This is a genomic window from Streptomyces sp. NPDC048337, from assembly GCF_043201175.1.
Classification (GTDB): Bacteria; Actinomycetota; Actinomycetes; order Streptomycetales; family Streptomycetaceae; genus Streptomyces.
In genome coordinates, this window is record NZ_JBICYR010000003.1 from 447,412 (window position 1) to 473,983 (window position 26,572).

General features: G+C 73.9%; 24 protein-coding genes, 1 tRNA gene and 1 riboswitch. Of the genes, 13 read left to right on the forward strand and 12 right to left on the reverse strand.

What is annotated here, in order from left to right:
• Positions 1-56: 56 nt before the first annotated feature.
• Positions 57-1,841 carry a beta-galactosidase family protein gene (locus ACGFYU_RS07695; RefSeq protein WP_393826353.1) on the reverse strand — a complete coding sequence of 595 codons (1,785 nt, stop codon included), beginning with the start codon at positions 1,839-1,841 and terminating at the stop codon, positions 57-59.
• A 169-nt stretch (positions 1,842-2,010) separates the two neighbouring features.
• On the opposite strand from ACGFYU_RS07695, the gene ACGFYU_RS07700 reads away from it, so the two are divergent.
• Positions 2,011-3,117, forward strand: a complete 1,107-nt coding sequence (locus ACGFYU_RS07700; protein ID WP_393826354.1) for a substrate-binding domain-containing protein — start codon at positions 2,011-2,013, stop codon at positions 3,115-3,117.
• A 104-nt stretch (positions 3,118-3,221) separates the two neighbouring features.
• Here the strand turns inward: ACGFYU_RS07700 and ACGFYU_RS07705 are convergent, their stop codons facing one another.
• Both ACGFYU_RS07705 and ACGFYU_RS07710 read right to left on the reverse strand, forming a co-directional pair.
• On the reverse strand, positions 3,222-4,031 hold the full coding sequence (locus ACGFYU_RS07705; RefSeq protein ID WP_393826355.1) for a sugar phosphate isomerase/epimerase family protein: 810 nt from the start codon (positions 4,029-4,031) through the stop codon (positions 3,222-3,224).
• Positions 4,028-5,104, reverse strand: coding sequence for a LacI family DNA-binding transcriptional regulator (locus tag ACGFYU_RS07710; RefSeq protein ID WP_393826356.1), 1,077 nt, complete (start codon positions 5,102-5,104; stop codon positions 4,028-4,030). Before ACGFYU_RS07710 ends, ACGFYU_RS07705 begins: the two co-directional genes overlap by 4 nt.
• A gap of 219 nt (positions 5,105-5,323) precedes the next feature.
• On the opposite strand from ACGFYU_RS07710, the gene ACGFYU_RS07715 reads away from it, so the two are divergent.
• Genes ACGFYU_RS07715 through ACGFYU_RS07725 form a run of 3 tightly spaced genes read left to right on the forward strand, consistent with a single transcriptional unit; the run spans position 5,324 to position 8,471 of the window.
• Entirely contained in the window at positions 5,324-6,475 is a 1,152-nt protein-coding gene (locus ACGFYU_RS07715) for a Gfo/Idh/MocA family protein (protein WP_393826357.1), read from the forward strand.
• Positions 6,472-7,629, forward strand: a complete 1,158-nt coding sequence (locus ACGFYU_RS07720; RefSeq protein ID WP_393826358.1) for a dihydrodipicolinate synthase family protein — start codon at positions 6,472-6,474, stop codon at positions 7,627-7,629. The genes ACGFYU_RS07715 and ACGFYU_RS07720 overlap by 4 nt, the downstream gene beginning before the upstream one ends.
• Positions 7,626-8,471, forward strand: a complete 846-nt coding sequence (locus ACGFYU_RS07725) for a sugar phosphate isomerase/epimerase family protein (protein WP_393826359.1) — start codon at positions 7,626-7,628, stop codon at positions 8,469-8,471. The genes ACGFYU_RS07720 and ACGFYU_RS07725 overlap by 4 nt, the downstream gene beginning before the upstream one ends.
• Positions 8,472-8,499: 28 nt before the next feature.
• Here the strand turns inward: ACGFYU_RS07725 and ACGFYU_RS07730 are convergent, their stop codons facing one another.
• On the reverse strand, positions 8,500-9,393 hold the full coding sequence (locus ACGFYU_RS07730; protein WP_393826360.1) for a hypothetical protein: 894 nt from the start codon (positions 9,391-9,393) through the stop codon (positions 8,500-8,502).
• A gap of 115 nt (positions 9,394-9,508) precedes the next feature.
• On the opposite strand from ACGFYU_RS07730, the gene ACGFYU_RS07735 reads away from it, so the two are divergent.
• Together ACGFYU_RS07735 and ACGFYU_RS07740 are read left to right on the forward strand one after the other, a co-directional pair.
• Positions 9,509-11,128, forward strand: a complete 1,620-nt coding sequence (locus tag ACGFYU_RS07735) for a N,N-dimethylformamidase beta subunit family domain-containing protein (protein WP_393826361.1) — start codon at positions 9,509-9,511, stop codon at positions 11,126-11,128.
• Positions 11,129-11,288: 160 nt separating this feature from the next.
• Positions 11,289-11,687 (forward strand): VOC family protein, encoded by a 399-nt coding sequence (locus tag ACGFYU_RS07740; protein WP_393826362.1) that lies wholly within the window; start codon positions 11,289-11,291, stop codon positions 11,685-11,687.
• Positions 11,688-11,800: 113 nt separating this feature from the next.
• On the opposite strand, the gene ACGFYU_RS07745 is transcribed toward ACGFYU_RS07740, so the two are convergent.
• The 4 genes from ACGFYU_RS07745 to ACGFYU_RS07760 form a co-directional block, all read right to left on the reverse strand.
• Positions 11,801-12,607: an ABC transporter ATP-binding protein gene (locus ACGFYU_RS07745; protein WP_393826363.1), complete on the reverse strand. Its 807-nt coding sequence runs from the start codon at positions 12,605-12,607 to the stop codon at positions 11,801-11,803.
• Positions 12,604-13,632 carry a FecCD family ABC transporter permease gene (locus tag ACGFYU_RS07750; protein WP_393826364.1) on the reverse strand — a complete coding sequence of 343 codons (1,029 nt, stop codon included), beginning with the start codon at positions 13,630-13,632 and terminating at the stop codon, positions 12,604-12,606. Before ACGFYU_RS07750 ends, ACGFYU_RS07745 begins: the two co-directional genes overlap by 4 nt.
• Positions 13,629-14,618: an ABC transporter substrate-binding protein gene (locus ACGFYU_RS07755; RefSeq protein ID WP_393826365.1), complete on the reverse strand. Its 990-nt coding sequence runs from the start codon at positions 14,616-14,618 to the stop codon at positions 13,629-13,631. Before ACGFYU_RS07755 ends, ACGFYU_RS07750 begins: the two co-directional genes overlap by 4 nt.
• Before the next feature lie 56 nt (positions 14,619-14,674).
• Positions 14,675-14,755, reverse strand: a riboswitch (cobalamin riboswitch).
• Positions 14,756-14,871: 116 nt separating this feature from the next.
• Positions 14,872-14,945: transfer RNA gene (locus ACGFYU_RS07760), tRNA-Trp, on the reverse strand.
• A 168-nt stretch (positions 14,946-15,113) separates the two neighbouring features.
• Between ACGFYU_RS07760 and ACGFYU_RS07765 the strand changes: the two genes are divergently transcribed.
• Positions 15,114-15,698 (forward strand): hypothetical protein, encoded by a 585-nt coding sequence (locus tag ACGFYU_RS07765; RefSeq protein ID WP_393826366.1) that lies wholly within the window; start codon positions 15,114-15,116, stop codon positions 15,696-15,698.
• A 16-nt stretch (positions 15,699-15,714) separates the two neighbouring features.
• Here ACGFYU_RS07765 and ACGFYU_RS07770 read toward each other — a convergent pair whose 3' ends face one another.
• A complete protein-coding gene (locus ACGFYU_RS07770) occupies positions 15,715-16,878 on the reverse strand; it encodes a hypothetical protein (protein WP_393826367.1) in 1,164 nt (387 codons plus the stop codon).
• Between the two features lie 174 nt (positions 16,879-17,052).
• Between ACGFYU_RS07770 and ACGFYU_RS07775 the strand changes: the two genes are divergently transcribed.
• The 3 genes from ACGFYU_RS07775 (at position 17,053) to ACGFYU_RS07785 (ending at position 20,539) form a co-directional block, all read left to right on the forward strand.
• Positions 17,053-18,384 (forward strand): glycoside hydrolase family 18 protein, encoded by a 1,332-nt coding sequence (locus ACGFYU_RS07775; protein ID WP_393826368.1) that lies wholly within the window; start codon positions 17,053-17,055, stop codon positions 18,382-18,384.
• Between the two features lie 65 nt (positions 18,385-18,449).
• Positions 18,450-19,640 carry a serpin family protein gene (locus ACGFYU_RS07780; protein ID WP_393826369.1) on the forward strand — a complete coding sequence of 397 codons (1,191 nt, stop codon included), beginning with the start codon at positions 18,450-18,452 and terminating at the stop codon, positions 19,638-19,640.
• Complete coding sequence (locus ACGFYU_RS07785) at positions 19,637-20,539, forward strand: aldo/keto reductase (protein ID WP_393826370.1); 903 nt, start codon at positions 19,637-19,639, stop codon at positions 20,537-20,539. The genes ACGFYU_RS07780 and ACGFYU_RS07785 overlap by 4 nt, the downstream gene beginning before the upstream one ends.
• Here the strand turns inward: ACGFYU_RS07785 and ACGFYU_RS07790 are convergent.
• Both ACGFYU_RS07790 and ACGFYU_RS07795 read right to left on the reverse strand, forming a co-directional pair.
• Positions 20,526-21,497 (reverse strand): PfkB family carbohydrate kinase, encoded by a 972-nt coding sequence (locus tag ACGFYU_RS07790; RefSeq protein ID WP_393826371.1) that lies wholly within the window; start codon positions 21,495-21,497, stop codon positions 20,526-20,528. The genes ACGFYU_RS07785 and ACGFYU_RS07790 overlap by 14 nt on opposite strands.
• Positions 21,494-22,144, reverse strand: coding sequence for a bifunctional 4-hydroxy-2-oxoglutarate aldolase/2-dehydro-3-deoxy-phosphogluconate aldolase (locus ACGFYU_RS07795; protein ID WP_393826372.1), 651 nt, complete (start codon positions 22,142-22,144; stop codon positions 21,494-21,496). Before ACGFYU_RS07795 ends, ACGFYU_RS07790 begins: the two co-directional genes overlap by 4 nt.
• 88 nt (positions 22,145-22,232) lie before the next feature.
• Between ACGFYU_RS07795 and ACGFYU_RS07800 the strand changes: the two genes are divergently transcribed.
• Complete coding sequence (locus tag ACGFYU_RS07800) at positions 22,233-23,042, forward strand: IclR family transcriptional regulator (protein WP_393826373.1); 810 nt, start codon at positions 22,233-22,235, stop codon at positions 23,040-23,042.
• Positions 23,043-23,131: 89 nt separating this feature from the next.
• Here ACGFYU_RS07800 and ACGFYU_RS07805 read toward each other — a convergent pair whose 3' ends face one another.
• Positions 23,132-24,079: a hypothetical protein gene (locus tag ACGFYU_RS07805; RefSeq protein WP_393826374.1), complete on the reverse strand. Its 948-nt coding sequence runs from the start codon at positions 24,077-24,079 to the stop codon at positions 23,132-23,134.
• Positions 24,080-24,195: 116 nt separating this feature from the next.
• Here ACGFYU_RS07805 and ACGFYU_RS07810 point away from each other — a divergent pair, with 116 nt between their 5' ends.
• A complete protein-coding gene (locus tag ACGFYU_RS07810) occupies positions 24,196-24,858 on the forward strand; it encodes a MerR family transcriptional regulator (protein ID WP_393826375.1) in 663 nt (220 codons plus the stop codon).
• Positions 24,859-24,935: 77 nt separating this feature from the next.
• Positions 24,936-26,552, forward strand: coding sequence for a sigma-70 family RNA polymerase sigma factor (locus tag ACGFYU_RS07815; RefSeq protein WP_393826376.1), 1,617 nt, complete (start codon positions 24,936-24,938; stop codon positions 26,550-26,552).
• Positions 26,553-26,572 lie beyond the last annotated feature (20 nt).

The window sequence follows — 26,572 nt, forward strand, 5'->3', positions numbered from 1 at the left end:
ACGTGATCGACCAAGTGGCCAGTCTAGGATGCCCGGTTACGGTCCCGGCCGGCCGCTCACTGGAGGGTGACGACGGTGGGACGGCCGAGGTCGGGCCGGTCGCGGAGCGGAAGTTCGGTGCCGGGGCGTTCCAGTTCCAGGACGATGATCTCGTTGTCGCCGCTCCGCCACAGGGGTGCGGGGGCGTAGAGGGTGCGCTGGGGGCCGCGCGGGGTGTCGTAGTGGCCCAGGAGGAAGCCGTTCAGCCAGACCAGGCCGGTGCCCCAGCCGGAGAGGTCCGGGAAGCCGTCGGCCGCCGCCGGCAGTGGCACGGTGAAGCGGTGGAAGGCGGGGCCGGGCACTGTGGGGGCTTCCGCGGTCCACTTCAGGCCGGTCAGGTCGGTGAGCGGCAGCGGTCGGATCTCCCAGACGTGGAGCTGCTGGTGGCCGTGGCGCACGCCGCGGCGGATGCCCTTGCGGTCGTCGATCAGCGGTCCGTAGTTCACCCGGCCCTGCGCGCGGACCAGTACGTCCAGGACCACGCCCGCTTCGCCGACGGCCAGGTCCGGGCCCTCGTCGGGGGTGTTGCGGTCCAGCACGCCGAGCGGCACGCCGTCGGCGAAGACGTACGCGCGGTCGCCGAGGCCGTCGATCCGGACGGGCATCGCGGGGCGCGGACCGGTGATGGTGGTCCGGTAGTGGATCAGCCCGTGGCTCTGGCCCAGCTTCTCCATGGGCTCCGGCACGGGACGCGACACCGGCTCCCCGCCCAGGAGATCGAGGCCGGCCAGCAGTGAGGCCGTGCCCGCGGGGGTCGCGAGGGCGGGGGTGACACGCGGCGGCGGCTCGGGCAGCGGGCCGTCCGGCAGCGGTACGTACCTGCCGATGACCTCGCGGAACGCGTGGAACTTGGGGGTGAGTTCGCCCGCCTCGCCGATCGGGGCGTCGTAGTCGTAGCTGGTCACCGTGGGCTCGTATCCGGGCTCTTCGGGGCGGGACCCGGTGTGGTTCGCACCCGCCCAGAAGCCGAAGTTCGTGCCGCCGTGCGCCATGTAGAGGCTCACGGAGGCCCCGGTGGCGAGGAGTTCGTCGAGGGAGTCGGCCACTTCCTCGACGGCCCGGACGTGATGGTCCTCGCCCCAGTGGTCGAACCAGCCGATCCAGAACTCCATGGCCATCAGCGGGCCCGTCTTCTGGTAGCGGCGCAGCACCTCCAGGCGCTCGGCGGGCCGTGCGCCGAAGGTGGCCGTGGCCGGTCGGCCCGGCACCATGCCGCCCTGCTGCATGGCGTCCTCGGCACCGTCCGCCGTGAACAGCAGACAGTCCACCCCGCGCCGCACCAGGCCCTGTTCGAGGTGGCGCAGGTAGGCCCGGTCGTTGCCGTACGAGCCGTACTCGTTCTCGATCTGCACGGCGACCACCGGCCCGCCCGCGCTCGCCAGCAGCGGCAGCAGCTCCGGCACGACCTGGTCGAACCAGCCGTCCACCTCGGCCAGGAACCGCGGATCGGAGCAGCGCAGCCGGAGGCTGTCGTCGGCCAGCAGCCGCGCCGGCAGACCGCCGAAGTCCCACTCGGCGCAGATGTACGGGCCCGGACGTACGATCGCGTCCAGACCCAGGCCCTGCGCGAGCCGCAGGAACCGGCCGAGATCCCGCGGCCCCGTGAAATCCGCCTTCCCCGGGTCGGTCTCGTGGAAGTTCCACGGCACGTACGTGTCCACCGTGTTCACACCCATGGCACGCAACCGGTGCAGGCGGTCCTCCCACAGGTCCGGATGGACCCGGAAGTAGTGCAGTGCCCCGGAGACGATGCGATGGGGGCGGTCTGCGCGCCGGAAGCCGTCCTGGTCGAGCGTGAGCATGCGGTGACTCCCGAGAACGAGGCCGAGATGCTGTGAGGTGCCGGACGCCGCCGAATATATGAACGCACCGGCCATGCCGTCAATGACCAGTTGAACGTATTCGATCGAATCGATCGGTTCGATTCCCTATGATGGGACCGCTTACATCACCGGACCACAGGGGGACGCTTTGCGACCGCACGTGAACCAGCGTCAGGCACAGGTACTCGCACTCGTCCGGGAGCGCGGCAGCGTGCGTGTGGCGGAGCTGGCCCAGGAGCTCGGCATCTCCCCCGTCACCCTGCGGCGGGACATCGAGGCGATGGCCGCGCGGGGCGAGATCCAGCGGATGCACGGGGTGATCAGCCGGGTGCGTACGGGGCCGGGTGCGGTCCCCGCGCGCGCCGCCACCGCCCTTGCGGGCGGATCGACGGGCAGCGGCGCCGGCGAGGGGCTGGTGATCGGGATGGTGGTGCCGACGACCGAGTACTACTACGCGGAAGTCGTCCGGGGGGCCCGCGCGGTGGTCGAGGCGCGCGGTGCGCGGCTGACCGTGGGGCTGACGCGGTATCTGCCGGGTGAGGACCGGACCCAGGCGGACCGGCTGGTCTCCACGGGGGCGCACGGGCTGTTGCTGACTCCGAACTGGGAGACCGGGGCGCCCGGGCCCGGGGAGGGCGCGTGGGCAGCGGAACTCCCGGTTCCGACCGTGCTGGTGGAGCGGTGGGCTCCGCCGGGGCATCCGGCGGCGGGGCTGGACCGGGTGGCCTCCGACCATGCGCACGGAGCGGCCCGCGCGGTGCAGCACCTGGCCGGGCTGGGGCACAAACGGATCGCGCTCGCCAGCCGGTTCACCCCGACGGCGACGCGGCTGCGATCGGGGTACGAGGCCGCCGTGGCCGCGCTCGGTCTGGAGCCCGCGCCGCCGTGGCCGCCGGCCGGGCCGGGCCCGGTCTCCGATGCCGACCTGTTCTCCCGGACGCTGGAGTACCTGTGCGACGCGGTGACGACGGGCGGGGTCACCGCTGCGCTGATCCACAGCGACACCGACGCGATCATGCTGATCCCTCGGCTCCAGGCGCGGGGGGTGCGGGTGCCGGAGGACCTGGCCGTGATCACGTACGACGACGAGGTGGCCGGGATGGCCGACGTCCCGCTGTCGGCGGTGGCACCGGCCAAGCGTGAGGTGGGCGCCCGGGCGGCGGGCCTGCTGCTGGACCGGTTGTCCGAGGTGGGTGCCGAAGAGAGCCCCCGGCAACATCTGGAACTGCTCCCGCGCCTGACCATCCGGTCCTGAGGTGGGACCGCACCGGTGAGCTGATCACTTCGATCGGGTCCTGCGTTGGCTCGTGACGGCGGTACGGAGGCGCGGACTGCTCGTCTCCACCGCCGCGCGTGCCCCTACCGGGCGCCGCCCGGATCGCCCGGCGCCCTGGCCACCAGCCACTCCAGGTACTCCCGGCCCCGCGCGAGCCGGCCGGGGAGCTCGGCCGCGTCGGGGTACCAGCGCTTCTCGTACTCCCAGCAGAGCCACCCGTCCCGCGGTACGGCGGCCACCGCCTCGGCCAGGGGCAGCACCCCGGCGCCGAGCCCGAGCGGGGTGAGCTCCTGCGCCGATGCCACGTCCTTCACCTGTACGTAGCCCAGGTGCGCGGCCAGCGCCCGCCACGACTCGGCGGGCGACTCGCCGCCCAGCCACGTGTGCAGTACGTCCCACACCGCCCCGGCGCCGGGATGCGCGACCCGGTCCAGGACCCGGGCGGCCGCGGCCCCCGTGCGGTGGGAGTCGTGGGTCTCCAGCAGGATCCGCACGCCGTGCCGCTCGGCGAACGGGGCCGCGTCCCCCAGCCTGCGCACGGCGTGGGCGTCGGCGTCGACCTCGGGCAGGTCGCCGCCGCCCGGGAAGACCCGTACGTAGGGCGCTTCCAGATCGGCCGCGAGCCGGACCAGGGCCCGCAGTTCGGCGAGGACCGGCTCGTCCGCACCGGCCGCGGCCACCTGCGCGTAGCCCGCGACGCCCAGGACGGCGACCCCGGCGGCGGTGAGGGCGCGCAGGCCGGCGGCCCGGTCGGCGGTCGGGCTGGCGGGGTGCAGGGGCTCCTCGACGTGGGCGCGCAGTTCGAGGCCCTCGAACCCGTGGGCGGCGGCCAGGGCCCCGCTGCGGTCGAGCGGCACGCCGGGCAGGCCGAGCGTCGAGAAGGCGTACCTCATCGGGTGCCCGCTTCGGCCGGGGGCGGGGCCGTCGAGGCGCGCACCATCAGCTCCGTGGGCAGGGTGGTGATCCCGCCCGGGGGCAGCGCCCGGCGGCCGGTGACGAGTTGGGCGGCGAGGGCGCCCGCCTCGCGCAGCGGTACCCGGACGGTGGTCAGGGCCGGGGAGGTGTCCGCGCAGAACGGCAGGTCGTCGAAGCCGGCCACGGAGACGTCCTCGGGGATCCGTATCCCCGCCTCGCGCAGGGCGGCGGCGACTCCGGCGGCGACGGTGTCGTTGGCCGCGGCGATCGCGGTGAAGGGTGCTGCGCGGCGCAGCAGCTCGCGGGTGGCGTCGTAGCCCGCGGAGCGCTCGAAGCCGGCGTGCACGGTGAGGTCGGCGCAGGCCTCGGGGAGGCCGGGGTCGTGCCGCAGCAGGGCGGCCCGGTGCCCGGCGAGGCGCGCCCGGGTGGTGCTCAGGCCGGGCGGGCCGGCGACGTAGGCGATGCGGCGGTGCCCGAGGGCCAACAGGTGCTCGGCGAGGCGGAAGGCGCCGCCGTGGTCGTCGAACATCACGGTGGCGACCGGCAGTCCGCCGGGCACGGGCAGCGGAGGCCGCCCGCAGAGGACCACGGGGGCTCCGGTGCCCGCCATCCGTGCGACGCGGGCGGCGAGCGCGGTGGTGTGCTCCGGATCCTCGGCGGCGCCGCCGGTGAGGACCACACCCCCGGCCCGCTGGCCCTCCAGCAGGGTGAGGTAGGCCAGTTCGGCCGAGGGCTCCCCTTCGGTGTTGCAGACCACGGCGAGGCGGCGGGCATCGCCCTGGCCGGTGGGAGCGAGGGCGCTCTGCAGGGAGCCGGCGAGGATCCCGAAGAAGCTGTCCGCGACGTCGTGGACGAGGACGCCGACCAGGTCGGAGGTGGCGGCCGCGAGCGCGCGGGCGGGGCCGTTGGCGATGTAGCCGAGCTCTTCGACGGCCTGCTCCACCCGGGTCCGGGTGGTGCCGGCCACCGGGTATCCGCCATTGAGCACGCGCGAGACCGTGGCGGGCGACACGCCCGCGTGCGCCGCGACCTCGGCGAGAGTCACCGCCATGGTGCACCCCCTCCTTCTCCTGATCCGGGTCATCGTCTCATCCGGTGTGTGGATCTCCATTCTGCCCGAGGAGAGAAAGCGCTTTCTATCACTCGTTCGGGTGTTGCCGCGAGGATGTTTCCGACCCTAGCCTGAACGGAGTGAAAGCGCTTTCTATCGACGGACGGTCGAGAAGGCGGCCATCGACACGAAGGAATCGACACGAAGGAGGGGGACGGCATGGAGCGCAGGACGATCAAGATCGCCATGAACGGCGTGACGGGGCGCATGGGGTACCGCCAGCACCTGGTCCGGTCCGTGCTCGCCCTGCGCGAGCAGGGCGGGCTGGACCTGGGCGACGGCACGGCGCTCTGGCCCGAGCCGGTGCTCGTGGGGCGCCGGGAGCCGGCCCTGCGGGCCCTCGCGGAACGGCACGGGCTGGAGCACGTGAGCACCGACCTGGAGGCGGTGCTGGCGGACCCCGAGGTCGAGATCTACTTCGACGCCCAGGTCACGAGCGCCCGCGAGGCGGCGCTCCGGCAGGCCATAGCGGCGGGCAAGCACGTCTACTGCGAGAAGCCGACCGCGCTGACCTTCGAGTCCTCCCTGGAGCTCGCCCGGCTGGCCGCGGCGGCGGGCACGAAGCACGGCGTGGTCCAGGACAAGCTGTTCCTGCCGGGGCTGCTGAAGCTGAAGCGGCTGATCGAGGGCGGCTTCTTCGGTGAGGTCCTGTCCGTGCGCGGCGAGTTCGGGTACTGGGTCTTCGAGGGCGACTGGCAGCCCGCCCAGCGGCCCTCGTGGAACTACCGCGCGCAGGACGGCGGCGGGATCGTCGCCGACATGTTCCCGCACTGGGAGTACCTCCTCCACGAGCTGTTCGGCCGGGTCCGCACGGTGCAGGCCCTGACGCGCACGCACATCGGCCGGAGGTGGGACGAGGAGGGCAAGCCGTACGAGGCGACGGCCGAGGACGCGGCGTACGGGATCTTCGAGCTGGAGGGCGGCGCGGTCGCGCAGATCAACTCCTCCTGGGCGGTGCGGGTCCACCGCGACGAACTGGTGGAGTTCCAGGTGGACGGTACGCACGGGTCGGCCGTCGCCGGGCTGCGCGGCTGCCGCGTCCAGCACCGCGGGGCGACGCCGAAACCGGTGTGGAATCCGGATCTGCCGCAGACCGAGGCGTTCCGCTCGCAGTGGCAGGAGGTGCCCGACAACACCCCTGCCGACAACGGCTTCAAGGCCCAGTGGGAGCTCTTCCTGCGGCACGTCGTGCTCGACGAGCCCTGGCGGTGGGACCTGGCGACCGGGGCGCGCGGGGTGCAGCTCGCCGAACTCGGTCTGCGTTCCTCGGCCGAGGGGCGGCGGCTGCCGGTGCCGGAGGTGGTCCTGTGAGCATCCGGCTCCCCTCGGCGGACGGCGGATCCCGCCCGTACCGGCCGAACCCCGCTCCGTTCCCTCCGCTGACCTGCGGCCCGGCCCGTAGCCGTGCGTTCTACTCGGCGGCGCACGTGGTCGCCGATCCGGCGGCCACGTCGGCGGCCGGACCGGGGGTCGACTGGGAGGCCACGCTGGCCTTCCGCCACCGATTGTGGGCGCAGGGCCTCGGGGTCGCCGAGGCCATGGACACCGCACAGCGCGGGATGGGCCTGGACTGGCCGACCGCCGCGGAGCTGATCCGGCGTTCTTCGGCCGAGGCCCGGGCGGTGGGCGGCCGGATCGTGTGCGGCGCGGGCACCGACCAGCTCCCGGCCGACGGGGCTCCGCACTCCCTGGCCGCGATCACCGCCGCCTACGGGGAACAGCTCGCGCACGTCGAGGCCTGCGGATCGGGGGCCGTACTGATGGCCTCGCGGGCGTTGGCCGCCTCGGCCGGCGGCCCCGAGGACTACCTGGAGGTGTACGGCGGACTGCTCCGGCAGAGCGCCCGGCCGGTCGTACTGCACTGGCTCGGGCCGATGTTCGACCCGGCGCTGGCCGGATACTGGGGCCACCACGACCTGGACGGGGCCACGGAGGTCTTCCTGAAGGTCATCGCCGATTGCCCGGAGAAGGTGGACGGGATCAAGGTCTCGCTGCTGGACGCGGAGCGGGAGGTGGACATCCGAAGGCGGCTTCCGGCGGGAGTGCGCTGCTACACAGGCGACGACTACCACTACCCGGAGCTGATCGCCGGGGACGGGGAGCTGGCCAGCAACGCGCTGCTGGGCATCTTCGACCCGATCGCCCCGATCGCGGCCCGGGCGGCGCTCGCCCTCGACCGCGGCGACCTCGTGGGCTTCCGCGAGCTCCTCGATCCGACGGTTCCCCTGTCGAGACACCTCTTCGCCCCGCCGACCCGGCTCTACAAGACCGGGGTGGTGCTGCTGGCCTGGCTGGCCGGCTATCAGGAGCACTTCACGATGCTCGGCGGGCTGGAGTCTGCGCGGCCGCTGCCGCATCTGGCGACCGCGTACGAACTGGCCGACCGGTTGGGGCTGTTCCCTGATCCGGAGCGTGCCGAGGACCGGATGCGCGGGCTGCTCGCACTGCACGGGGTGGCGTCATGAGCCCCGCGCCGGCCCCGGCTCCGGCGCGGTTCAGCCTGAACCAGGAGACCATCCGCCAGTGGTCGCTGCCCCAGCTGGTCTCCGGGTGTACGGCGGCGGGGGTCGGCGCCGTCGGGCTCTGGCGCGATCCGGTCCGCGCCTTCGGAGTGCGGGAAGCGGCGAAACTCGTCGCGGGGGCGGGGCTGCGCGTCAGCTCGCTCTGCCGGGGCGGCTTCTTCACCGCCTCCGACCCGGGCGGCCGGGCGGCCGCGCTGGACGACAACCGCCGGGCCGTGGAGGAGGCGGCCGAGCTGGGCGCCGACACGCTGGTGCTGGTCTCGGGCGGGCTGCCCGGGGGCGACCGGGACCTGGTCGGCGCCCGGGGGCGGATCGCCGAGATCCTGGGCGAGCTGGCTCCGTGGGCCGCCGCGCACGGGGTCCGGCTGGGCATCGAACCGCTGCATCCGATGTACGCGTCGGACCGCTGCGTGGTGTCCACCCTCGGCCAGGCCCTGGACCTCGCCGAGCGGTTCCCGGCGGAGCAGGTGGGGGTGGTGGCCGACTCCTACCACCTGTGGTGGGACGAGCGGTTGCCCGCCGACCTGCTCCGGGCCGGCGCGGGCGGGCGCATCGTGTCCGTCCAGGTCGCCGACTGGGTGACTCCGCTCCCGGAGGGAGCGCTGCTGGGGCGCGGGCAGTTGGGCGACGGCTCCATCGACCTGCGGGGCTTCCGGAAGCTGGCCGACGCGGCCGGCTACCGGGGCCCGGTGGAGGTGGAGATCTTCCATCCCGGGCTGTGGGCCCGGGACGGCGCGGAGGTGCTGAGGGAGGTGATCGACCGGTACCGCGAACACGTCGAGTGAGGACGTGCGGGCGGCTGGCGCCGCGGGGTCAGCCCTCGTAGTCGTACTTCATGCCGATGCCCAAGGTGCCCTGGGCCGGGAGGAGTCCGGCGCCGACGATGTCGAGGACCGGCGGGAGGAGGAGTTCGGCGAGCCGGGCCACCTCCTGCGAGGACAACGCGGACCAGGGGGCGGTGGCGAGTTCGTCGGTGAGCCGTTCGACGGAGGTGCGCAGGGCCAGCCCCTCGGCGGTGGCCGTGGCGTCCTCGGCCAGCAGGCCCCGGGCGGCGAGCCGGGTGCGGGCCGCGGTCCACTCGTCCGCGGGCCACTGGCGGCCCGCGAACGCCTCGGTCGGGGCCGCTCCGGTACCGGCCTGCAGGACCAGGGACTCGACCGGGTCGAGGTGGTGGGCCTGGAGGGCGACGAGGTGGCCGTCGCCGCGGTGCTCGCGCAGGATCGTGGCGGCGTGCCAGAGCACCGCGTGCGGGGCCTGTGGCCAGGGCAGTGCGGCGTTGGAGGCGGCCAGCGGGCGCCCGGCGGTGGCGGCGGCCTCGGCGGCGCGGCGGGCCAGCGCGGCCGCCTCCGCCAGGTCCGGGGAGGCCGTGCGGTCGCCGAGCAGGGTGCGCAGGGCCCGGTCGGCGCCGGCCGCGCGGGCCTCGAGGACCCGGGCGGGCGGGGCGGTGTGCCAGGACCGGTCGACGTACCGCTGGACCATGCCCGGGCTGAAGCTGTAGAAGAGGGCGCTCACGAGCTCCGCTTCGGCGGTGCCGAGCGGGGCTGCCCGGTAGGCGAAGTACAGGGGCCAGCGCTCGTCGGTGGGGTAACCGAGCGCCGCCGCCTCCTCGTAGGACTCGGGGGCGAAGTAGACGAGGGCGTGGACGGGTTCGAGCAGCTGCCACAGTTGCCGAACCGTACCCAGGCCGTGTGCGGCGCTGTATGTCATATCGCTTGCCCCCAGGGTCGGTTGGTGTCCGGCACGGCAGGGGGCCAGCCTAGATCACCGTGACTCGGGCGGGCCGGTGGAAAGGGGGTTCGAACAGTGACATAACGTGCCCCGCATGGATCAGGAGCACATAGCCCGGGACGGCGACGGCGCAGGCAGACGGCGGTTCCTCGCGATCGCGACGGGCGCGGCCACGGCGGCCGGGCTCGGGGCCGCGGCCGGTTGCGCGAACGGGGACGGCAGCGCAGACCTACGGGGCGGGGAGCGGGCCGGCGGGTCCGCGGCGCCGAGCGGGAAGCCGTCGGGCGCGGGGCCGGGCGGTTTCGACGTGAAGGCCGAGAACGCCAGGCCGGGGAACGCCGACTGGCCGGTGACCAAGGCGGGCCCGGCCCGGGCCATCGAGGGCTTCGCGGACCGGGTCAGCGTCCTGCCCGGCGAGTCCTTCGGGCTGCACGTGTCCACCATGGCGCCCCGCTTCACCGTCTCCGCCTACCGGATGGGCTGGTACGGCGGGGCCCGGGCCCGCCTGGTGTGGCGTTCCGAGGCGCTGACCGGCGCGCGGCAGCCCGAGCACACGGTGGATCCGGGGACCCGCATGGTCCGCACCCGGTGGTCCCGTACGACCACGGTCGACACCAAGGGCTGGCCCGAAGGCTGCTACCTGCTGCGGCTGGACGCGCAGGGCGGCGAGGGACAGCGGTTCGTGCCGGTCACCGTGCGGTCGGCGTCGACGGCCGGTCGTACCGTCGTGGTCAACGCGGTGGCCACCTGGCAGGCCTACAACCGGTGGGGCGGCTACGGGAGTTACGACGGCCCGAACGGCGGCTACGCCTCGCGCTCGCTCGCCGTGACCTTCGACCGACCGTACGAGTACGACGACGGCGCGGGGCTGTTCCTCGTGTACGAGGCCCCGCTGGTCGCGCTCGCCGAGCGGCTCGGCATACCCCTGGCGTACGCCACGACCACGGACGTGGCCCGTGAGAAGAGGCTGCTGGAGGGGGCCGCGGCGGTGCTCTCGCTCGGGCACGACGAGTACTGGTCGCCGGAGCAGCGGGCGCACCTCACGGCCGCCCGCGACGCTGGCACCAACATCGCGATCCTCGGCGCGAACTGCTGCTTCCGCCGGATCCGGCTGGAGCCCTCCGATCTGGGACCGGACCGTACGGTGGTCTGCTACAAGTCCTCCTACGACCAGGACCCCGGGTTCAAGCGGGGCCATCCGGCGACCGTGGACTTCCGCTCGGCGCCCGGCGCGGACCCGGAGAGCTCGCTGCTCGGTGTGATCTACGACGGCTACCCGGTGGACGCCCCGTACGTGGTGACCCACCCCGGCCACTGGCTCTTCGAGGGCACCGGCGCGAAGGCGGGCGACCGCTTCGAGCACCTGGTGGGCGTGGAGTACGACAAGGTCAACACCGGGTTCCCGACGCCCCGGCCGATCGAGATACTGGCCCACTCCCCGGTGGTGTGCGAGGGCCGCCCGAGCCACCAGGACACGGCGTACTACACGGTGCCGAGCGGGGCGGGGGTCTTCGCGACCGGCACGATGCGGTGGGTGGAGGCCCTGGACGCGACGGGCGACGGCCGCAGCGGCTCGAACCACGGCCTGGACGCGCGGTCCGGCGCGCTGACCACCCGCGTCACGGAGAACCTGCTCCGGGTGTTCGCGGCGGGCCCGGCCGGCCGCACGCACCCGGCGCAGGACAACGTCAAGGCGGTGTACGGGGGGTCGTGAGGGGCGGTGGCGGTCGGCCCGCCGGCCGACCGGTCGGCCGGAAATCGGTGGACTTCACCCGGAAGGCGTGTTTAGGATCGTGATCACGGCATCGCGTGTCGGTCACCGGCTGGGTGAGGCATGGAGGTGTCCGTGACATGCCTTCCGGAGGCATTCGCCCATGTCAGTCGAACTGAACCACACGATCATCCACTCCCGTGACAACCGGGAGTCCGCCGAATTCCTGGCGCACATCCTCGACCTCGAGGTCGGGGCCGAATGGGGCCCGTTCATTCCCGTCGAAGTGAGCAACGGCGTCACCCTGGACTTCGCGACCGTCCCGGCCGGGTCCATCACCGTGCAGCACTACGCGTTCCTCATCTCCGAGGCGGAGTTCGACGCGGCGTTCGCGAAGATCCAGGCCGCGGGGATCAGCTACTGGGCCGATCCGCAGCGGCGACACCCCGGCGAGATCAACCACAACGACGGCGGCCGCGGCGTCTACTTCCCGGACCCGTCCGGGCACGGGATGGAGATCATCACCCGCCCGTACGGGTACCAAGAGGACGACGCCGCATGAGCCTCCCGCCCGGGCCGGCCGAGACCGGCCCGGGCGGGCTGTCGTCCAGGAGCCGGCCGAAGGCGATACCGCGGCTGCCACAGGTGGTCGGAAGCCGACGGAGGTCACCGCGCTCACGCCGGAGACGCGCCGCGCCCGGCCACCACCGGCAGGTAGACGATGTTCGGTGCGCCCGTGTCGGGGTGGATCCCGATGCGGGTGCGCACCCCGTACACCTCTGCCAGCAGCGCCTCCGTCAGGACCTCCGCGGGTGTGCCGGTGGCGGCCACGCGGCCGCCGGACATCACGTAGAGCCGGTCGCAGAACGCGGCGGCGAGGTTGAGGTCGTGCAGGACGAGCAGGCCGGTGGCGGGCAGGGCGCGGACCAGGGCCAGGACTTCCAGCTGGTAGCGGATGTCCAGGTGGTTGGTCGGCTCGTCGAGGGCGAGCAGGCCGGGGTCCTGGACGAGGGCGCGGGCGACCAGGGCGCGCTGCCGTTCGCCGCCGGACAGCTCGTCGAAGCGGCGCGCGGCGAAGGCGGCCACCCCGACGGTCTCCAGGGCCTCGGCGACACGCCGTGCGTCGTCGGGGCCGTCCTGTTCCCAGAACCGCTTGTGCGGGCTGCGCCCCATGGCGACGACCTCGCGCACCGTCAGCCCGAAGGCACCGCTCGCGTCCTGCGGGACCACCGCCACGCGGCGGGCCCGCTCCTTGACGCCGAGCGGGTCCGCGTCGGCGCCGTCCAGCAGCACCCGGCCGCCGGTCGGCCGCAGGGTGCCGTACACGCAGCGCAACAGGGTGGTCTTGCCGCTGCCGTTGGGGCCGACCACGCCGACGGTCTCACCGGGGCGGGCGGTGAGGTCGACGCCGTGGAGCAGGGTGTGCCCGTCGATCTCACAACGCACGCCCTCGACCGCGAGTTCCACCGGACGCGCCGTCATCCCGTCACCCCCTCGGCCCGGCCGGAGCGGCGCAGCATCCACAGGAAGAACGGCCCGCCTACCAGCGCGGTGACCACGCCGACCGGGATCTCCTCGGGCGCGGCCGCCGTGCGGGCGACCAGGTCGGCCAGGGTCAGGAAGACCGCCCCGCCCAGCGCGGCCACGGGCAGCAGTGCCCGGTGCCCCGCGCCGACGGCCATCCGGGCGGCGTGCGGGACCATCAGGCCGACGAAGCCGATCGCGCCGCTGTAGGCGACGAGCACGCCGATGACGAGGGAGGACAGGACGAAGACGGCGGCGCGGAAACGCCCGGTGTCCAGGCCCAGGGTCCGGGCTCCCTCCTCTCCGGCGAGGAGGAGGTCGAGCGGCCGGGCGAGTGCGACCAGCAGGGCGGTCCCGGCGAGCAGCGCGGCGGCGGGCAGGGCCAGTTCGTCCCAGCGGGCACCGCCGAGCCCGCCCAGGGTCCAGAACAGCACGCTGCGGATCTGGTCGGGGCTCGCGGCGAGCACCAGCACCAGGCTGGTGAGGGCGGACAGGATGTACTGGACGGCGACCCCGGCGAGGATCAGCCGGCCGGTGGTCATGGTTCCGCCCCGCCGGGCCATGGCGTAGACGGCCACGAGTGCGGCCATCGATCCGGCGAAGGCGGCGACCGGAACGGTGAGCGCGGCCAGGCCCGCCCCCGCGCCCAGGACGATCACGAGGACGGCTCCCGCCGACGCCCCCGAGGAGGCGCCGAGCAGGAACGGGTCCGCGAGCTGGTTGCGTACGAGGGCCTGCAGCACGGTCCCGGACACCGCGAGCCCGGCGCCGACGACGGCTCCGAGGAGGACGCGCGGCATCCGCACGTCCCACACGATGGAGGCGAAGGCCCCGGTCCGCCGGTCCCCCGTGAGGGCGCCGAGCACGATGTCGAGCACCTGCCCGGGTGCGATCCGTACGGCCCCCAGGGCCAGCCCCGCGACGGCCGACGCGAGGAGCGCGGCGGCGAGCAGGACGAGGACGGCGGGGGTGCGGAGCCTCACGCGGGGTCGGGGTGGAGCTGACGGCCCAGGGACTCGACCGCGTCGGCGACGCGTACGCCGAGCACGGCCGAGGAGAGCGGCAGCACGACGAAGCGCCGGTTCTTGACGGCGGGAACCTCGGCGAGGGCCGGGTCGTTCAACAGGCGCTGCTTCTTGGCTTCGACGGTGGTCCCGCCGTAGTCGTAGATGAGGACGACCTCGGGCTTGCGCTCGATGACCTTCTCCCACGACACGTCACCGAAGGTGTCCTTGAGGTCGGCGAACACGTTCGTCCCGCCGGCGAGGGAGACGATCTCGTTGCCGATGCCGTTGCCTCCGGAGGTGGCGGCGGAGGCCTCGCCGGAGTCGTAGACGAAGACGGACGGCCGCGCCTTGTCCCCCAGGCGGGCGGTCACGGCGTCGATGCGCCGCTGCTCGTCCTCGACGAGCCGCGCGCCGCGCTCGGGCACGCCGAAGGTCCGTGCGACCTCGGTGATTTCGGTCCTGAGCTGGTCGAGGCCGACCCGGCCCTCGGTGCAGTACTCCACGCTGAGCCGGGAGTTGATGCCGGTCCTGGCGAGCCCGTCGCGGTCGCGTCCCTGGGCCTTGTCGAAGGCGCTGGCGTATCCCCCGTAGACGAAGTCCGGGTCGGCGCCGAGGAGGATCTCCTTCGAGGGGTACTCCTTGGCCAGCACCTTGATCCCGTCGTAGGCCGGCCGGTAGGCGGGCAGTACGGCGTCGTCGAGGTAGGCGGTGCCGACCATCCTGTCCTGCAGCCCGAGGGCGAGCAGGAGCTCGGTGGCGTGCTGGTTCATGGTGACGGCGCGCCGGGGCGGGGCCTGGTAGGTGCTGGTCACACCGCAGTTGGTGACGGTGTACGGGAACCCGGGCGCGGCGGACGGGTCGGCGGCCCGGTCCCCCGTACCCGGCGAACCGCCGCAGGCGGCCAGGGGTATCAGCAGTGCGAGGGGCCGGACGGCGCGCAGAAGGGCGCGGGTTCGCGACATGGTGGAGCCTCTCCGGGGGATCCGCGTCCCCTGGTCGACGTGAAGAGGCGGTGCGTCAGTGTCTGACTCCCGGCCTCCCACGCGGAGACGGCCGGTCACAGTGGCGGGACCGCACCGGAATCGCACCGGTTTCCTGTCCTGCACCGCCTGGTTTGGCCCGGCCCAGTCTGCCAGACGGCCGCGGGAACGACGCCGGGCCCGTCCCCCCTGTGCGGGGAGACGGGCCCGGAGCGCCGTGAACTGCTTGTGTTCGCAGGGGTGGCAGGATTCGAACCTACGACATCTGGTTTTGGAGACCAGCGCTCTGACCAGCTGAGCTACACCCCTTCGGTGGGACCAACCATGGCACGGCGCGGCCAGAAGATCCACTGTTTTCCGCTCCGTGTTCGCTCCGTGAGACGGGGCGGCCGCGACGGTCGGCGGGGACGCGGGTGGCGGGACCCGGGGCGGCGGAGGATCGTGGGCAGGGTGGACCGTGGATCAGGAGGTTCCGCCATGCCCTGTGGCCTCCGCCGGGTACGCGACGCAGCGCCGGCGCCCCACGCACACGACCCGCGGCCGCCCCGCCCGTTCCCGGGCCGGGAGCCGCGTCGGCACCACGCGCGCCGGGCATCGCTCGCCGCGCTCGTACTCCTCGTCCCCGCACTGCCGGCCGCGGCCGCCGCGGGGTCCGGCGAGACGATCTCCCTCTCGGGGAACGAGCCCGGCCAGCGGCTCGACGTGACCCTGGTGCGCGTGGTCGACCCGGCCACTCCGGCCGACCCCGAGGGCCCGGCGCCCGACACCTCCACCCGGCTGGTCGCCGTGCGGCTGCGCCTGGAGAACACCGGTACCGCCGTGTACAAGGACTCCCCCGCCCCGTCCGCGCACCTGCTGGACGCCTCCGGGCAGCGGTTCGCCGGCCTCAACACGGCCACCACCGCCGGGGATTCCTTCCCCGACACGGTCATGCTCAGCCCCGGCGGCACGGCCGAGGGCCACGTCACCTTCCGGCTCCCCGAGCACGCCGTACCCGCCGCGGTCCAGTTCGCCCTGAACGGTGGTCTCGCCGACGACGTCGGCCACTGGAGCCTCCGTTGAGGACGGCGGGGAGGGCCTACGGCCGGGCAGCACTCTCTTCCTCGACCGTCACCTCGGCGGTCTCCGCGTGGCGCACGGCCACCCGCAGGGTCACGGCAGCCGCGGCTCCCGCCACCAGGCCGAAGGTCAGGGCGGCCGGAACACCCTCCCCCACGCCCGCGAACCGCTGCAGCGGCCCGTAGAGGGAGGCCAGCGAGTCCGTCGACGCCCGCACCAGCTGGCTCACCAGCAGACCGAGGACGGTCGCGCAGACCGCGCACGCCGCCATCGCCGGGACGGTGGCCCGCGTGAGCAGGGCGGGCAGCCGCCGCAGCGCCCACCACACCACGACGAGCAGCAGCATGGTGACGGCCATGTGCAGGAGCCAGTCCGCGAGCGGCACGCCCGCCGGGCTGACCCAGACGCCGAGCAGCAGCCACTGGCGCAGGAGATCGCCCGGTTCGGCGAACAGCCCGCCGTCCGGGGAGAGCAGCTGGATCTCGGCGGCGACCGGCTGGTACGAGAGGACCACCAGGGACAGGGCGACCACCGCGGTCCCGACCGTGGCGGCCAGGCGGGCGGCCCGCGCGGGCACGATGTTCTGCGGAAGCGGACCGGCGCCCTTCGCCGTGACGCGCGCCACGAGCACGGTCACCACCGCGGCGACCAGCGCGGTCGCCACCAGGGCTTGCCGCCCGGAGGCGATCACGCCCGCCAGCTGGGGCAGGAAGCGGTAGCTCCCGCGCCCGTCCGCGGCGATCAGCCACGGCGCCGAGACGGTCACGGCCAGGGTCCCGGCCACCAGGCCCCAGGCCCACACGGCGAGCAGCGTGGCCGGCATCCGGCCGTGCACCGGCGGCAGCCTGCGGATCAGGAGCAGCGCGACGGGCACGAAGAAGGCGAACACCGCGGCGAAGCGGATCTGCATGCCGGTGGAGTACAGCGTGAGGTAGTGGCTGCCGCCGCTCCCGGCCGCGTCCCCGCTCCCGCCGGACAGCTCGGCGCCGAGCGGAAGCGCGGACGGAGGGTCGTACGACCAGGGGATGAGCCAGCGTTCGAGCTCGGCGGCGACCCGGCTGCTGATCACCCCGCCGGTACCCGGCAGGCGCAGTGCCTGCGCGCTCGCCCCGGCCCACCAGAGAAGCGCGGTGAGCAGCAGCCCTCCGGCCAGTGCCGGGATCGCTGCCCGTCGGTATGTCATGTGTCGTCCCCCGTCTTGACCGGTCATCTGGTGAATCCCGTGGCCATGGAGACTACGAGCTGACGATCACACCCATTTCGGCCACCCCCTTGACCGCCCTGGTCCAGACCAATAGTTTCCGGCATGCACCGCGCACGCGCTCACGCCCCGCTCCCGCATCCGCAAAGGAAGCCCATGCGCCGCAGCATGCTCGGCAGGCTCGCCGTCGCCGCCTGCTCCCTGTCCCTGCTGACCGCCTTCGCGCCCGCCGCCGGCGCGCACGGCGACACGGCGGGCGGCCACGACCGCTCGTACAGGAAGGTCGGCTACTTCACCCAATGGGGCGTCTACGGACGGGACTTCCAGGTCCAGGACCTGGAGTCGAACGGCTCCGCCGGCAAGCTCACCCACATCAACTACGCCTTCGGAAACGTCAGCCCGGAAGGCAAGTGCTTCACCGGCAACGTGCCGGGCGAGGCCGACGCCTGGGCCGACTACGTGCGCCCGCTCGACGCCGAGAACTCCGTCGACGGGGTCGCCGACACCTGGGAACAGCCGCTCGCCGGCAACTTCAACCAGCTGCGCGAGCTCAAGGCCAAGCACCCCGGCCTCAAGGTGCTGATCTCGCTGGGCGGCTGGAGCTGGTCCACCCACTTCTCGGACGCCGCCCTCACCCCCGCCTCCCGCAAGGCCCTCGTGGAGTCCTGCATCGACCTCTACATCAAGGGCAACCTGCCGCAGGACGGAACCCGGGGCGGCGCAGGTGCGGCCGCGGGCCTGTTCGACGGGATCGACCTCGACTGGGAGTGGCCCGGTTCGGCCGGCGACGCCGACACGAAGTTCCGGCCGGAGGACAAGCGGAACTTCGCCGAACTCGTCAAGGAGTTCCGCACACAGCTTGATGCGTACGCGCGCAGCCAGAACCGGAAGGCAGGGTACGAGCTGACGGCCTTCGTCCCCACCGCCCCCGCCAAGATCGACGCGGGCTTCGACGTCCGCCGGATCATGCGCGACCTCGACTTCGTGACCCTCCAGGGCTACGACTTCCACGTCTCGGGCGAGCCCACCACGGCCCAGCAGTCCGCGCTCTACGCCCGGGGCGACTTCAGCGTCGACGGCACGGTGGACGCCTGGAAGCGGCGCGGCGCGCCCGCGCACAAGCTGGTGATGGGCATGCCGTTCTACGGGCAGGGCTGGACGGGCGTCAGTGGCGGCGGGGACGGCATGGGGCAGCCCGCCACGGGTCCGGCGCCCGCCACCTGGTCCGCCGGGTACGAGGACTACAAGGCGTTGAGGAAGCTGGCGGATTCGGGCACCTACCAGGTCCACCGGGACCGGCGCGGCGGCCACGCCTGGCTGTTCGACGGCACCACCCTGTGGACGTACGACGACCCGCAGGTGCTGCGCGCCAAGACCGGCTACATCCGCGAACACGGCCTGGGCGGTGCGATGTTCTGGTCACTGGACGCGGACACCGCCGACGGCGAGCTGATGACGGCCGTCGACCGGGGCCTGCGCGGCCACTGACCGGCGCCGCCGGGCCGCGGAAAATGATCCGGCCCGGCGGCGTCCCACCACGTACGCTCCCGCGCATGAGGAACCCGACGGTACGGGCGGTCAACCGCCTCACGAAGCGCTGGGCCGCCGCACAACCCCCCGCCGGGGACACGGGCACGGTGTTCACCGCGGCCGGGGTCTGGCCGCTGCTCGCCCTGCTCGCGGACGGCGCGGGCGGCCCGGCCCGCGCCGAACTGGCGGAGGCGCTCGGCATGTCCGCCGAGGCGGCGGCGGGGGCCGCACGGGAACTGCTGACCGCGCTGTCCGGCGTACGAGGTCTTCAGGCGGCGACCGGGCTCTGGGCCAAGGGCGACCTCCTGCTGGAGGAGGCCTGGTCGGCCGAACTCCCGGCGGGCGCGCGCGGCACGCTCACCGGGGACGCCGAGGCCGACCACAGGGCGCTGGACGTGTGGGCGTCGGAGCGGACGGGCGGCGAGATCGGCAGCATGCCGGTTGTCCTCGAGGAAGAAACCCGGCTGGTCCTCGCGTCGGCGCTCGCGCTGCGGCTGAAGTGGATCCAACCGTTCTGGGAGATGCCGGGGGAAGCGCACGAGGGCCCGTGGAGCGACCGGATCCTGCCCGTACTGCGCCGCAGCACGTCCCTCCTGGACCGGGTCCGGGTGGCCCACGGACCGACGGGTCCCGTCACCCTGCTCGAAGTCGTCGGGGCCACCGGGGTGGACGTCCACCTCATGCTCGGCGAGGCCGACGCTCCCGCCGGTGAGGTGATCGCCACCGGCATCGACGCGGTCACCCGGGCCCTCCCTGCCACGGGTGCGAGCCTGCTCCCCGACGGCAACCCCGGCCCGGGACTGTTCGTCGAGATGATGGCGACCCTGTCTCCGGAGCCCCGGCTGGACATCGAGACGGTTGCCTTCGAGGTGCGCGCGCAGCACGATCTCCTCGCCCACGCCCCGCTGTTCGGGCTGGAAACCGCCTCGGACGCGGACTACGGGCACTTCCCCGGGATCGCTTCCGAGCCGCTGGCGATCGGCTCGGCCGCTCAGTCGGCGCTGGCCCGCTTCAGCGCCGAGGGCTTCGAAGCCGCGGCCGTCACCGACTTCGCGGTGGCGGCGGCCGGAGGCGCACCGCCCCGGCTGAGGTACCGAACCCGCCGGGCCGAGGTGTACTTCCACCGCCCCTTCGGCTTTCTGGCGGTCCACCGCACCTCCCGGCTGGTCCTGGCCGCCGGCTGGGTTTCCGAGCCCGGTACGGTCGCGGGATGACCACCGACATGATCACCGCTGACGCCGCCGGCACCTGGAAGCTGGGCGACCTGACCGTCAACCGGATGGGTTTCGGCGCGATGCGCCTGCCGCAGAGCAGCGGCGCGGCGTTCGCCGCCGACGCCGCCGCGAGCGATCGCGGCCGGGCGATCGGGGTGCTGCGCCGGGCCGTCGAGCTCGGTGTGAACCACATCGACACCGCCTCCTTCTACTTCTCCCCGCTCCGCTCCGCCAACGAGCTGATCAACAGTGCGCTCGCCCCGTACGCCGACGAGCTGGTGATCACCACCAAGGTCGGGCCGGGCCGCCATCCGTCCGGTGACTTCTACTGGGCCGAGCCCGGCCGGCTGCGCGGTCAGGTCGAGGAGAATCTGCGCCAGCTCGGCCGGGACCACCTCGACGTGGTCAACCTGCGCCTCCCGTCCACGGCGGCGGACGCCTCGCTCGCCGAGCACTTCGGCGCACTCTCCGAGCTCCGCACGGCCGGGCTCATCCGGCACCTGGGAATCTCCAACGTGACCGCCCACCACCTCGCCGAGGCCCAGGCGATCGCGCCGGTGGTGTGCGTGCAGAACCCGTACGGGATCGGCTCGTCGGCCGAGGAGCACGCCTTCGTGGACGCGTGCGGGGAGCAGGGCGTCGCTTTCGTCCCCTTCTTCGCCATCGCGGGCGCGGGCAAGGAGTCGGGGGCGGCCGGGGGCGACGGCGAACGCGTCGAGCCCCTCGCCGAGGTCCACGGGGTGTCCGTCGCCCAGCTGCGCCTCGCGTGGACGCTGAACCGCGGTCCGCACGTCCTGGCGATCCCCGGCACCGGGAATCCGGACCACCTCGTCGAGAACATCGCCGCGGGTGCCCTGCGCCTCGGAGCCGAGGAGATCGCGCTGCTCAACTCCCTGTAGCCCGGCGGTGCGCGGCGGCCAGGGCCGCCGTCTCCGCGAAGGCGGGGACGCGCCCGGTGCCGCCGCGGCCGGAGACGGAGAGGGAGGCGGCCGCGATGCCGTAGGCCACGGCGTCCGCCAGGCCGTCGCCCAGGGCGAGCCGGGCGGTGGCCGTGCCGGTGAAGCAGTCGCCCGCCCCGGTCGCGTCGACGGGGGCCGGGTTGGCGGGCACGGGCCGGTACGCCGCCCGTACGCCGTCGTCGAGCAGCAGCCGGTCGGCGCCCGCGGTGACCGCGACCGTACGGGCACCGAGCGCGCGGTAGCGGGCGGCGGCGGTGGGCGGGTCGTCGGTGTCCACGAGAGCCAGGGCGTCGGCGGGGCAGGAGGTCTTGAGCAGCCCGGTGAGGGGGGCGATCTCGGCCAGCAGTTCCCGGGCCTCGGCGCGACCGGTCAGCCGGGGGCGGAAGTTGGGGTCGTACGAGAGGTGGCCGCCGGCCCCGTGGACGAGGTGGGCGGCGGCCACCACGGCCTCGCGGCTGCTCGGCGACAAGGCGCCGGTGATACCGCTGGTGACGAGCGCGGCCGAGCCGGTCAGCAGCGCGCGCCAGGACGCGACGTGCCGGGGCGACAGGGTGGAGCCGGCGCTGCGCGTGCGCCAGTAGACGAACTCCCGGTCGCCCTCGGTGTCGGCGGAGAGCAGGTAGGCGCCGTTGGGGTGCGGGGCGCGGCGTACGTGGGAGACGTCCACGCCCAGGGCGGCGGCGCGCCGCAGCAGCGGGACGCTCAGGTCGTCGTCGCCGACCACGGCGAGCAGGGCGGTCCGGGCACCGGCGGCAGCGGCGGCGGCCGCGGCGTTCAGGGCGTCCCCGGAGTAGGAGATGCGGGCGGGTGTGCCGTCGGCGGCTTCGCGCAGGGCGGCGCCGGCATGGATCTCGACGAGCACCTCGCCGAGGACGAGGACGTCGTACCCTCCGCTCACCGCGGGTTCCGCACGGTGGGGCCGGCGCACCCGGCACAGCACGGCAGGGCCAGCTCGGCGAATACGGCGGCCAGTTCGGCTGGGTCGGCCGGCAGCCCGCTGCCGATGCCGACGGCGGCCGCCCCGGCGGCGAGCCATTCCGGGACCTCGCCGGGCCGGATGCCGCCGGTCGGGATGATCAGGGCCTCGGGCAGGACGGCCTTGAGGGAGCGGACGAAGCGGGGTCCGGCGACGTGCGCCGGGAACACCTTGGCGGCGCCCGCCGAGCGGCACGCGGCGGCGATCTCGCCGGGGGTGAACCCGCCCTCGATAAAGACGGCTTCGCGGCGCTCGGCGACCGCGCGCACCTCGGGGGCCGGGTAGGGGGAGATCAGGAAGCCGGCGCCCGCGTCCAGGGCGGTCTCCGCCTGGGCGGTGGTGGTCACCGTGCCGACGCCGATCAGGGCGGGGCGACCGTGCGCGTCGGTGAGGGGGACGGTACGGGCGAGGGCGTCCGCCCAGTCCGGGGTGGAGGTGGTCAGTTCGACCGCGCGGCAGCCGGCGGCGAGCAGGGCGGTGGTCCGGCGGACGGCCCGGTCGGCGTCGGCCTCGCGCAGCACCGGCAGCAGGCGTTGGGCGGCTATCACCGCGTACGGGTGGCAGGACAAGGGAACCTCCCGTTTGTTCCACTTAGTGGAACGCAGTAGCGTGTAGTGGAACTTGATGGTCTAGACCCTACACAGGCGGGGAGTTCTCGTGTCAACGGACGGAACACACGGGGGAACACGCGAGGGAACGCGCGAGGGAACGCGCGGCGGTCGGACCTCCGCCGCCGGCTCCGCACTGGAGAAGTCCCTGCGCATCCTGGAGGCGGTGGCGGCGCCGGGCGGGCCGCACCGGCTCGCCGAGGTGACGGCGGCGGCCGCCGTGCCCAAGTCCAGCACCTTCCGGATCCTCGCCTCGCTGATCGAGCAGGGCTTCGTACGGCAGGACGGCGAGAGCCGGTACGGGGTGGGACCCCGGCTGCGCGGGCTGTCGGCCCTGGTCGGCGGCGGGGAGCCGGAGAGCGTCGAGCGCGTCCTCGGGGAACTGCGGGAAGCCACCGGCCAGACGGTCCATCTCGCCCTGCACAGCGGGGAGACCATCACCTACATCCGCAAGCTGGAGAGCGACCAGCCCTTTCGGACGGCCTCCCGGGTCGGCATGCGGATGCCGCTGCACTCGACGGCGATCGGCAAGAGCATCCTGGCGCGGCTGCCGGGAGAGGAGGTGCGGGGTTTGATCGCCGCCGCCGGGCTGCCGGCGCGGACGCCCCGCACGCTCACGACCGCGGAGGCGCTGCACGCCCGGCTGGCGGAGATCCGGGTGCGGGGCTTCGCCGTGGACGACGAGGAGAACGAGCCGACCATTCGGTGCATCGGTGCCGCGATCCTGGGCTCGGACGGCCGCCCGGTCGGCGGGGTCAGCGTCACCACCGTCACCTTCCTGGTCTCCCGCGAGGAGATCGAGGCCTACGCCCCTGCCCTGCGGGCGGCCGCGGAGGCCCTTGCTCCGCTGCTGGGTTAACGCGGGTCAAGCGGCCTGCCGGCCGCCCCGGACCCCGCGCCCCAATCGCCGGCGAGGCTGGATTCTCCCGCCTGAGCGCCCAGGTGCGGCTACAAGACCGCGGCTCCACGGGCCTGGACGCGCCCGGTTGCGCCGCGCAGTGCGAGGGCCGCTCCCAGGGCCACCGCCAAGGCCAGGACCCCGGCCGCACCGAGCGTCAGCCCGTCCGGCGAGGTCAGCGCCTGGCCCCGTAGGGCCTGCCAGGTGGTCAGGGCGACCAGGCCGGCATGCCCGGCCGACGCCACCACGACCAGGCGGGTCCGCACCTCCGCACGCGCGGCCCATCCGTACCGTCCGGCCGCGAAGGTCAGGGCCAGTGCCAGCAGCGGCAGCGACTGGAGTGCGTGCATGCCGACGAAGTGGGCGATCCGCAGGTCGCCGCCGGTGGCGGCCCAGCCGGTGACCGGCAGGTGCGGCCCGCCGTCCGGGACGCCGACGCCGTGCGCGCCGACCGTGTCCGAGATGCCGTCCGCGAGCTGCGCCTCCGTGGGCTGGACCATCAGGAAGCCGATGGCCAGGCCGACGAGCGCGATGACCGAGCCGAGCCGGATCGCCCAGCCGGTGGCCCGGTCGGCGAGCGGCTGGCGCCACAGCATGACCGCCAGCACCAGCGACGCCAGCCACAGCACGACGATCGTCGCCCCCATCAGGGCGAACAGACCGCTGTCGAAGGGGGTTTCCTGGTTGAAGTGGCTGCGCTTCCCCCGGACCACCTGCCCGACGATCACCACCATCTCGATGACGCTCGCCGCCACGACCACCGTGCCCGCCCACCAGCCGACCCGCCGGCCGCGGGTGAGCAGCGAGTACATCCAGGCCAGCGTCAACCCGTAAACGGCTATGGAGATCGAGAACTTGAGCGGCTTGTGCCAGATCGGCGATCCCACGAGCACCCGGTCGTCCACGATCAGGCCGGCCCCCGAGACCAGGGTGAGCACACCCATGGCCGCCGCGAGGACGAGAAGTGGCCGATGCCATCCTTCGATGCGGTTCCGCATCCTGTACCCCCGTAATGGATATCGATACTATCCAGTATCCGATAGTTCGACTATCCATAACGAAGCCCGCCCCCGCAAGCCCCCTGACCCGACGAAGGAGAGAATTCACTTTGCGCATGGGAGAGTTGAGCCGCACGACGGGCGTCCCGGTGCCCACGATCAAGTTCTATCTCCGCGAAGGCCTGCTGCCCGCCGGGGAGTTGACCAGCCCCAACCAGGCCCGCTACGGCGAAGAGCACGCCCGCAGGCTGCAGTTGATCCGCGCCCTGACCGAGGTCGGCGGCCTCCCGCTGGCCTCCGTCGCCAAGGTGGTGGAGGCCGTGGAGGACCGCGGGCAGCCGGTGCACAAGCTGCTCGGCGCGGCCGCCGGCACGCTCGTACCGACCTACGCGCAGGCTCCCGACCCCGCGAACGGCGAGCGCGCCCGGGAGCTGGTCGAGGAGCTGATCGCGCGCCGCGGCTGGCAGGTCCACGCCGACAATCCGGCGGCGCTCGCCCTCACCGCCGCCGCGGCCTCCGTGCTGGCGGTCGGGCTCGGCGACTACCTGGACTTCCTCGACGAGTTCGCCGCGTCCGCCGAGCGGGTGGCGGACGCCGACCTCTCCTTCGTCGCGCGCGGCGCGGGGCCGGAGGACCTGGTGGAGCGGGTGGTGGCGGGAACCGTCCTGGGCGACGCCATGCTGGCCGCCCTGCGCCGGCTCGCCCAGGTCGACGCGTCCGCCCGGCGCTACCCCCCGCCGGCCGACGAAGCGGATGCGGCGGAATCATCTTCCGGATAAGTGTTATCGAGGCCCCGCTCGACGGTCTCCCAGTCATCGGGCATCATCGACCGCCGGTACGGACAGGGAATCATCACATGAGTACTCAGCACACGGCAGAGCTGGTGGCAGCGGCCCGCGCGGGCGATCCCCGCGCGCAGGACGAGCTCGTCGGCACCCACCTGCCGCTCGTCTACAACATCGTCGGGCGGGCCCTGAACGGGTCCTGCGACGTGGACGACGTGGTGCAGGACACGATGCTGCGGGCGCTCGACGGGCTGGGCGGCCTGCGCGCGGACGAGAGCTTCCGTTCCTGGCTGGTCGCGATCGCGATGAACCGGGTCCGGGCGCACTGGCAGTCCCGGCGCAGCGGCCTCGACGAGAGCACCCTGGAGGCGGCCGGCGAGGTCGCCGACCCGGGGGCCGATTTCGTCGACCTGACCGTCGTACGCCTCAACCTGGCGGGCCAGCGGCGCGAGACGGCCCGCGCCACGCGCTGGCTGGAGCCCGACGACCGGGCGCTGCTGTCGCTGTGGTGGCTGGAGTGCGCCGGGGAGCTCACCCGGGCCGAGGTGGCCGCCGCGCTGGAACTGTCCCCGCAGCACGCGGCGGTGCGGGTGCAGCGGATGAAGGCGCAGCTGGAATCGGCGCGGGTGGTGGAGCGGGCCCTGGACGCGCACCCGGGCTGCGAGGGACTCCGCACCGTGGTGGCGGGCTGGGACGGCCGGCCCTCGACGCTGTGGCGCAAGCGAATAGCCCGCCATGCGCGTGAGTGCGTACGATGCTCCGGCCTGTGGAGCGGCCTGGTTCCGGCGGAGGGGCTGCTGGCCGGGCTGGCCCTCGTACCGGTGTCGGCGGCCCTGCTGGCAGGGATGCGCACGGCCGGTGCGGCCGGCTTCGCCCCCGCGGGCGCCGCCTTCGCCGACGGCACCGGGGCGGACTTCGCCCAAGCCGCACACGGCATCGAGGGAGCCCCGGGGGGCGGCCGCGGCGCCGCGCGCAGGCGCCGCCAGAACCGCCGCCGGGTGATCGGCGCCGCGGCCGTCGCCGCCTGCGTCGCGGGCGGCGGGCTGGTGTACCTGGGCACGCTCCCCGGTTCCGGCGGCTCGAAGGACGGCGGTCCGGCGCCGGCGGCTCCGCTGGCCGCCCTCTCGGCGACCGAGTCGGCGCTCCCCTCGGCCTCGGCCTCCCCCTCGGCGTCCCCCTCACCCTCGGCCTCCGCGTCGCCCTCGGCGTCCGCTTCGCCGAGCCCCTCCGCGAGCCCGACCCCGGCGCAGACCCGCAGCAGCGCGCCGACCCCGAAGGCCTCGGCTCCGGCGCCCGCGCCCGCCCCGCCGGGCGTCGCGGGGCAGGTCGTCGCCCTGGTCAACAAGGAGCGGGCGGCGGCCGGCTGTGGTCCGCTCAAGGAGGACGCGCAGCTGCGTACGGCCGCTCAGCGGCATTCCGACGACATGGCGAGCCGGGACTTCTTCTCGCACACCAACCCCGACGGCGCGGACCCGGGCCAGCGGACGACCGCGGCCGGGTACCGCTGGTCGACGTACGGGGAGAACATCGCCCGGGGCCAGCAGACACCGGAGTCGGTGATGGACTCCTGGATGAAGAGCCCGGGCCACCGCGCGAACATCCTCAACTGCTCCTTCAAGGACATCGGCGTCGGCATCCACCAGGGCGCGGGCGGCCCCTGGTGGACGCAGAACTTCGGGGCGCGGTAACCGCGGACGGCGGACGGCGG

Bases quoted from the DNA above. Each gene is read 5' to 3' on its own strand.
- ACGFYU_RS07695 (WP_393826353.1), bottom strand. From the start codon at position 1,841: ATGCTCACGCTCGACCAGGACGGCTTCCGGCGCGCAGACCGCCCCCAT.
- ACGFYU_RS07705 (WP_393826355.1), bottom strand. From the start codon at position 4,031: ATGAGGTACGCCTTCTCGACGCTCGGCCTGCCCGGCGTGCCGCTCGAC.
- ACGFYU_RS07710 (WP_393826356.1), bottom strand. From the start codon at position 5,104: ATGGCGGTGACTCTCGCCGAGGTCGCGGCGCACGCGGGCGTGTCGCCC.
- ACGFYU_RS07715 (WP_393826357.1), top strand. From the start codon at position 5,324: ATGGAGCGCAGGACGATCAAGATCGCCATGAACGGCGTGACGGGGCGC.
- ACGFYU_RS07725 (WP_393826359.1), top strand. From the start codon at position 7,626: ATGAGCCCCGCGCCGGCCCCGGCTCCGGCGCGGTTCAGCCTGAACCAG.
- ACGFYU_RS07730 (WP_393826360.1), bottom strand. From the start codon at position 9,393: ATGACATACAGCGCCGCACACGGCCTGGGTACGGTTCGGCAACTGTGG.
- ACGFYU_RS07735 (WP_393826361.1), top strand. From the start codon at position 9,509: ATGGATCAGGAGCACATAGCCCGGGACGGCGACGGCGCAGGCAGACGG.
- ACGFYU_RS07740 (WP_393826362.1), top strand. From the start codon at position 11,289: ATGTCAGTCGAACTGAACCACACGATCATCCACTCCCGTGACAACCGG.
- ACGFYU_RS07745 (WP_393826363.1), bottom strand. From the start codon at position 12,607: ATGACGGCGCGTCCGGTGGAACTCGCGGTCGAGGGCGTGCGTTGTGAG.
- ACGFYU_RS07755 (WP_393826365.1), bottom strand. From the start codon at position 14,618: ATGTCGCGAACCCGCGCCCTTCTGCGCGCCGTCCGGCCCCTCGCACTG.
- ACGFYU_RS07765 (WP_393826366.1), top strand. From the start codon at position 15,114: ATGCCCTGTGGCCTCCGCCGGGTACGCGACGCAGCGCCGGCGCCCCAC.
- ACGFYU_RS07770 (WP_393826367.1), bottom strand. From the start codon at position 16,878: ATGACATACCGACGGGCAGCGATCCCGGCACTGGCCGGAGGGCTGCTG.
- ACGFYU_RS07775 (WP_393826368.1), top strand. From the start codon at position 17,053: ATGCGCCGCAGCATGCTCGGCAGGCTCGCCGTCGCCGCCTGCTCCCTG.
- ACGFYU_RS07780 (WP_393826369.1), top strand. From the start codon at position 18,450: ATGAGGAACCCGACGGTACGGGCGGTCAACCGCCTCACGAAGCGCTGG.
- ACGFYU_RS07785 (WP_393826370.1), top strand. From the start codon at position 19,637: ATGACCACCGACATGATCACCGCTGACGCCGCCGGCACCTGGAAGCTG.
- ACGFYU_RS07805 (WP_393826374.1), bottom strand. From the start codon at position 24,079: ATGCGGAACCGCATCGAAGGATGGCATCGGCCACTTCTCGTCCTCGCG.
- ACGFYU_RS07810 (WP_393826375.1), top strand. From the start codon at position 24,196: ATGGGAGAGTTGAGCCGCACGACGGGCGTCCCGGTGCCCACGATCAAG.
- ACGFYU_RS07815 (WP_393826376.1), top strand. From the start codon at position 24,936: ATGAGTACTCAGCACACGGCAGAGCTGGTGGCAGCGGCCCGCGCGGGC.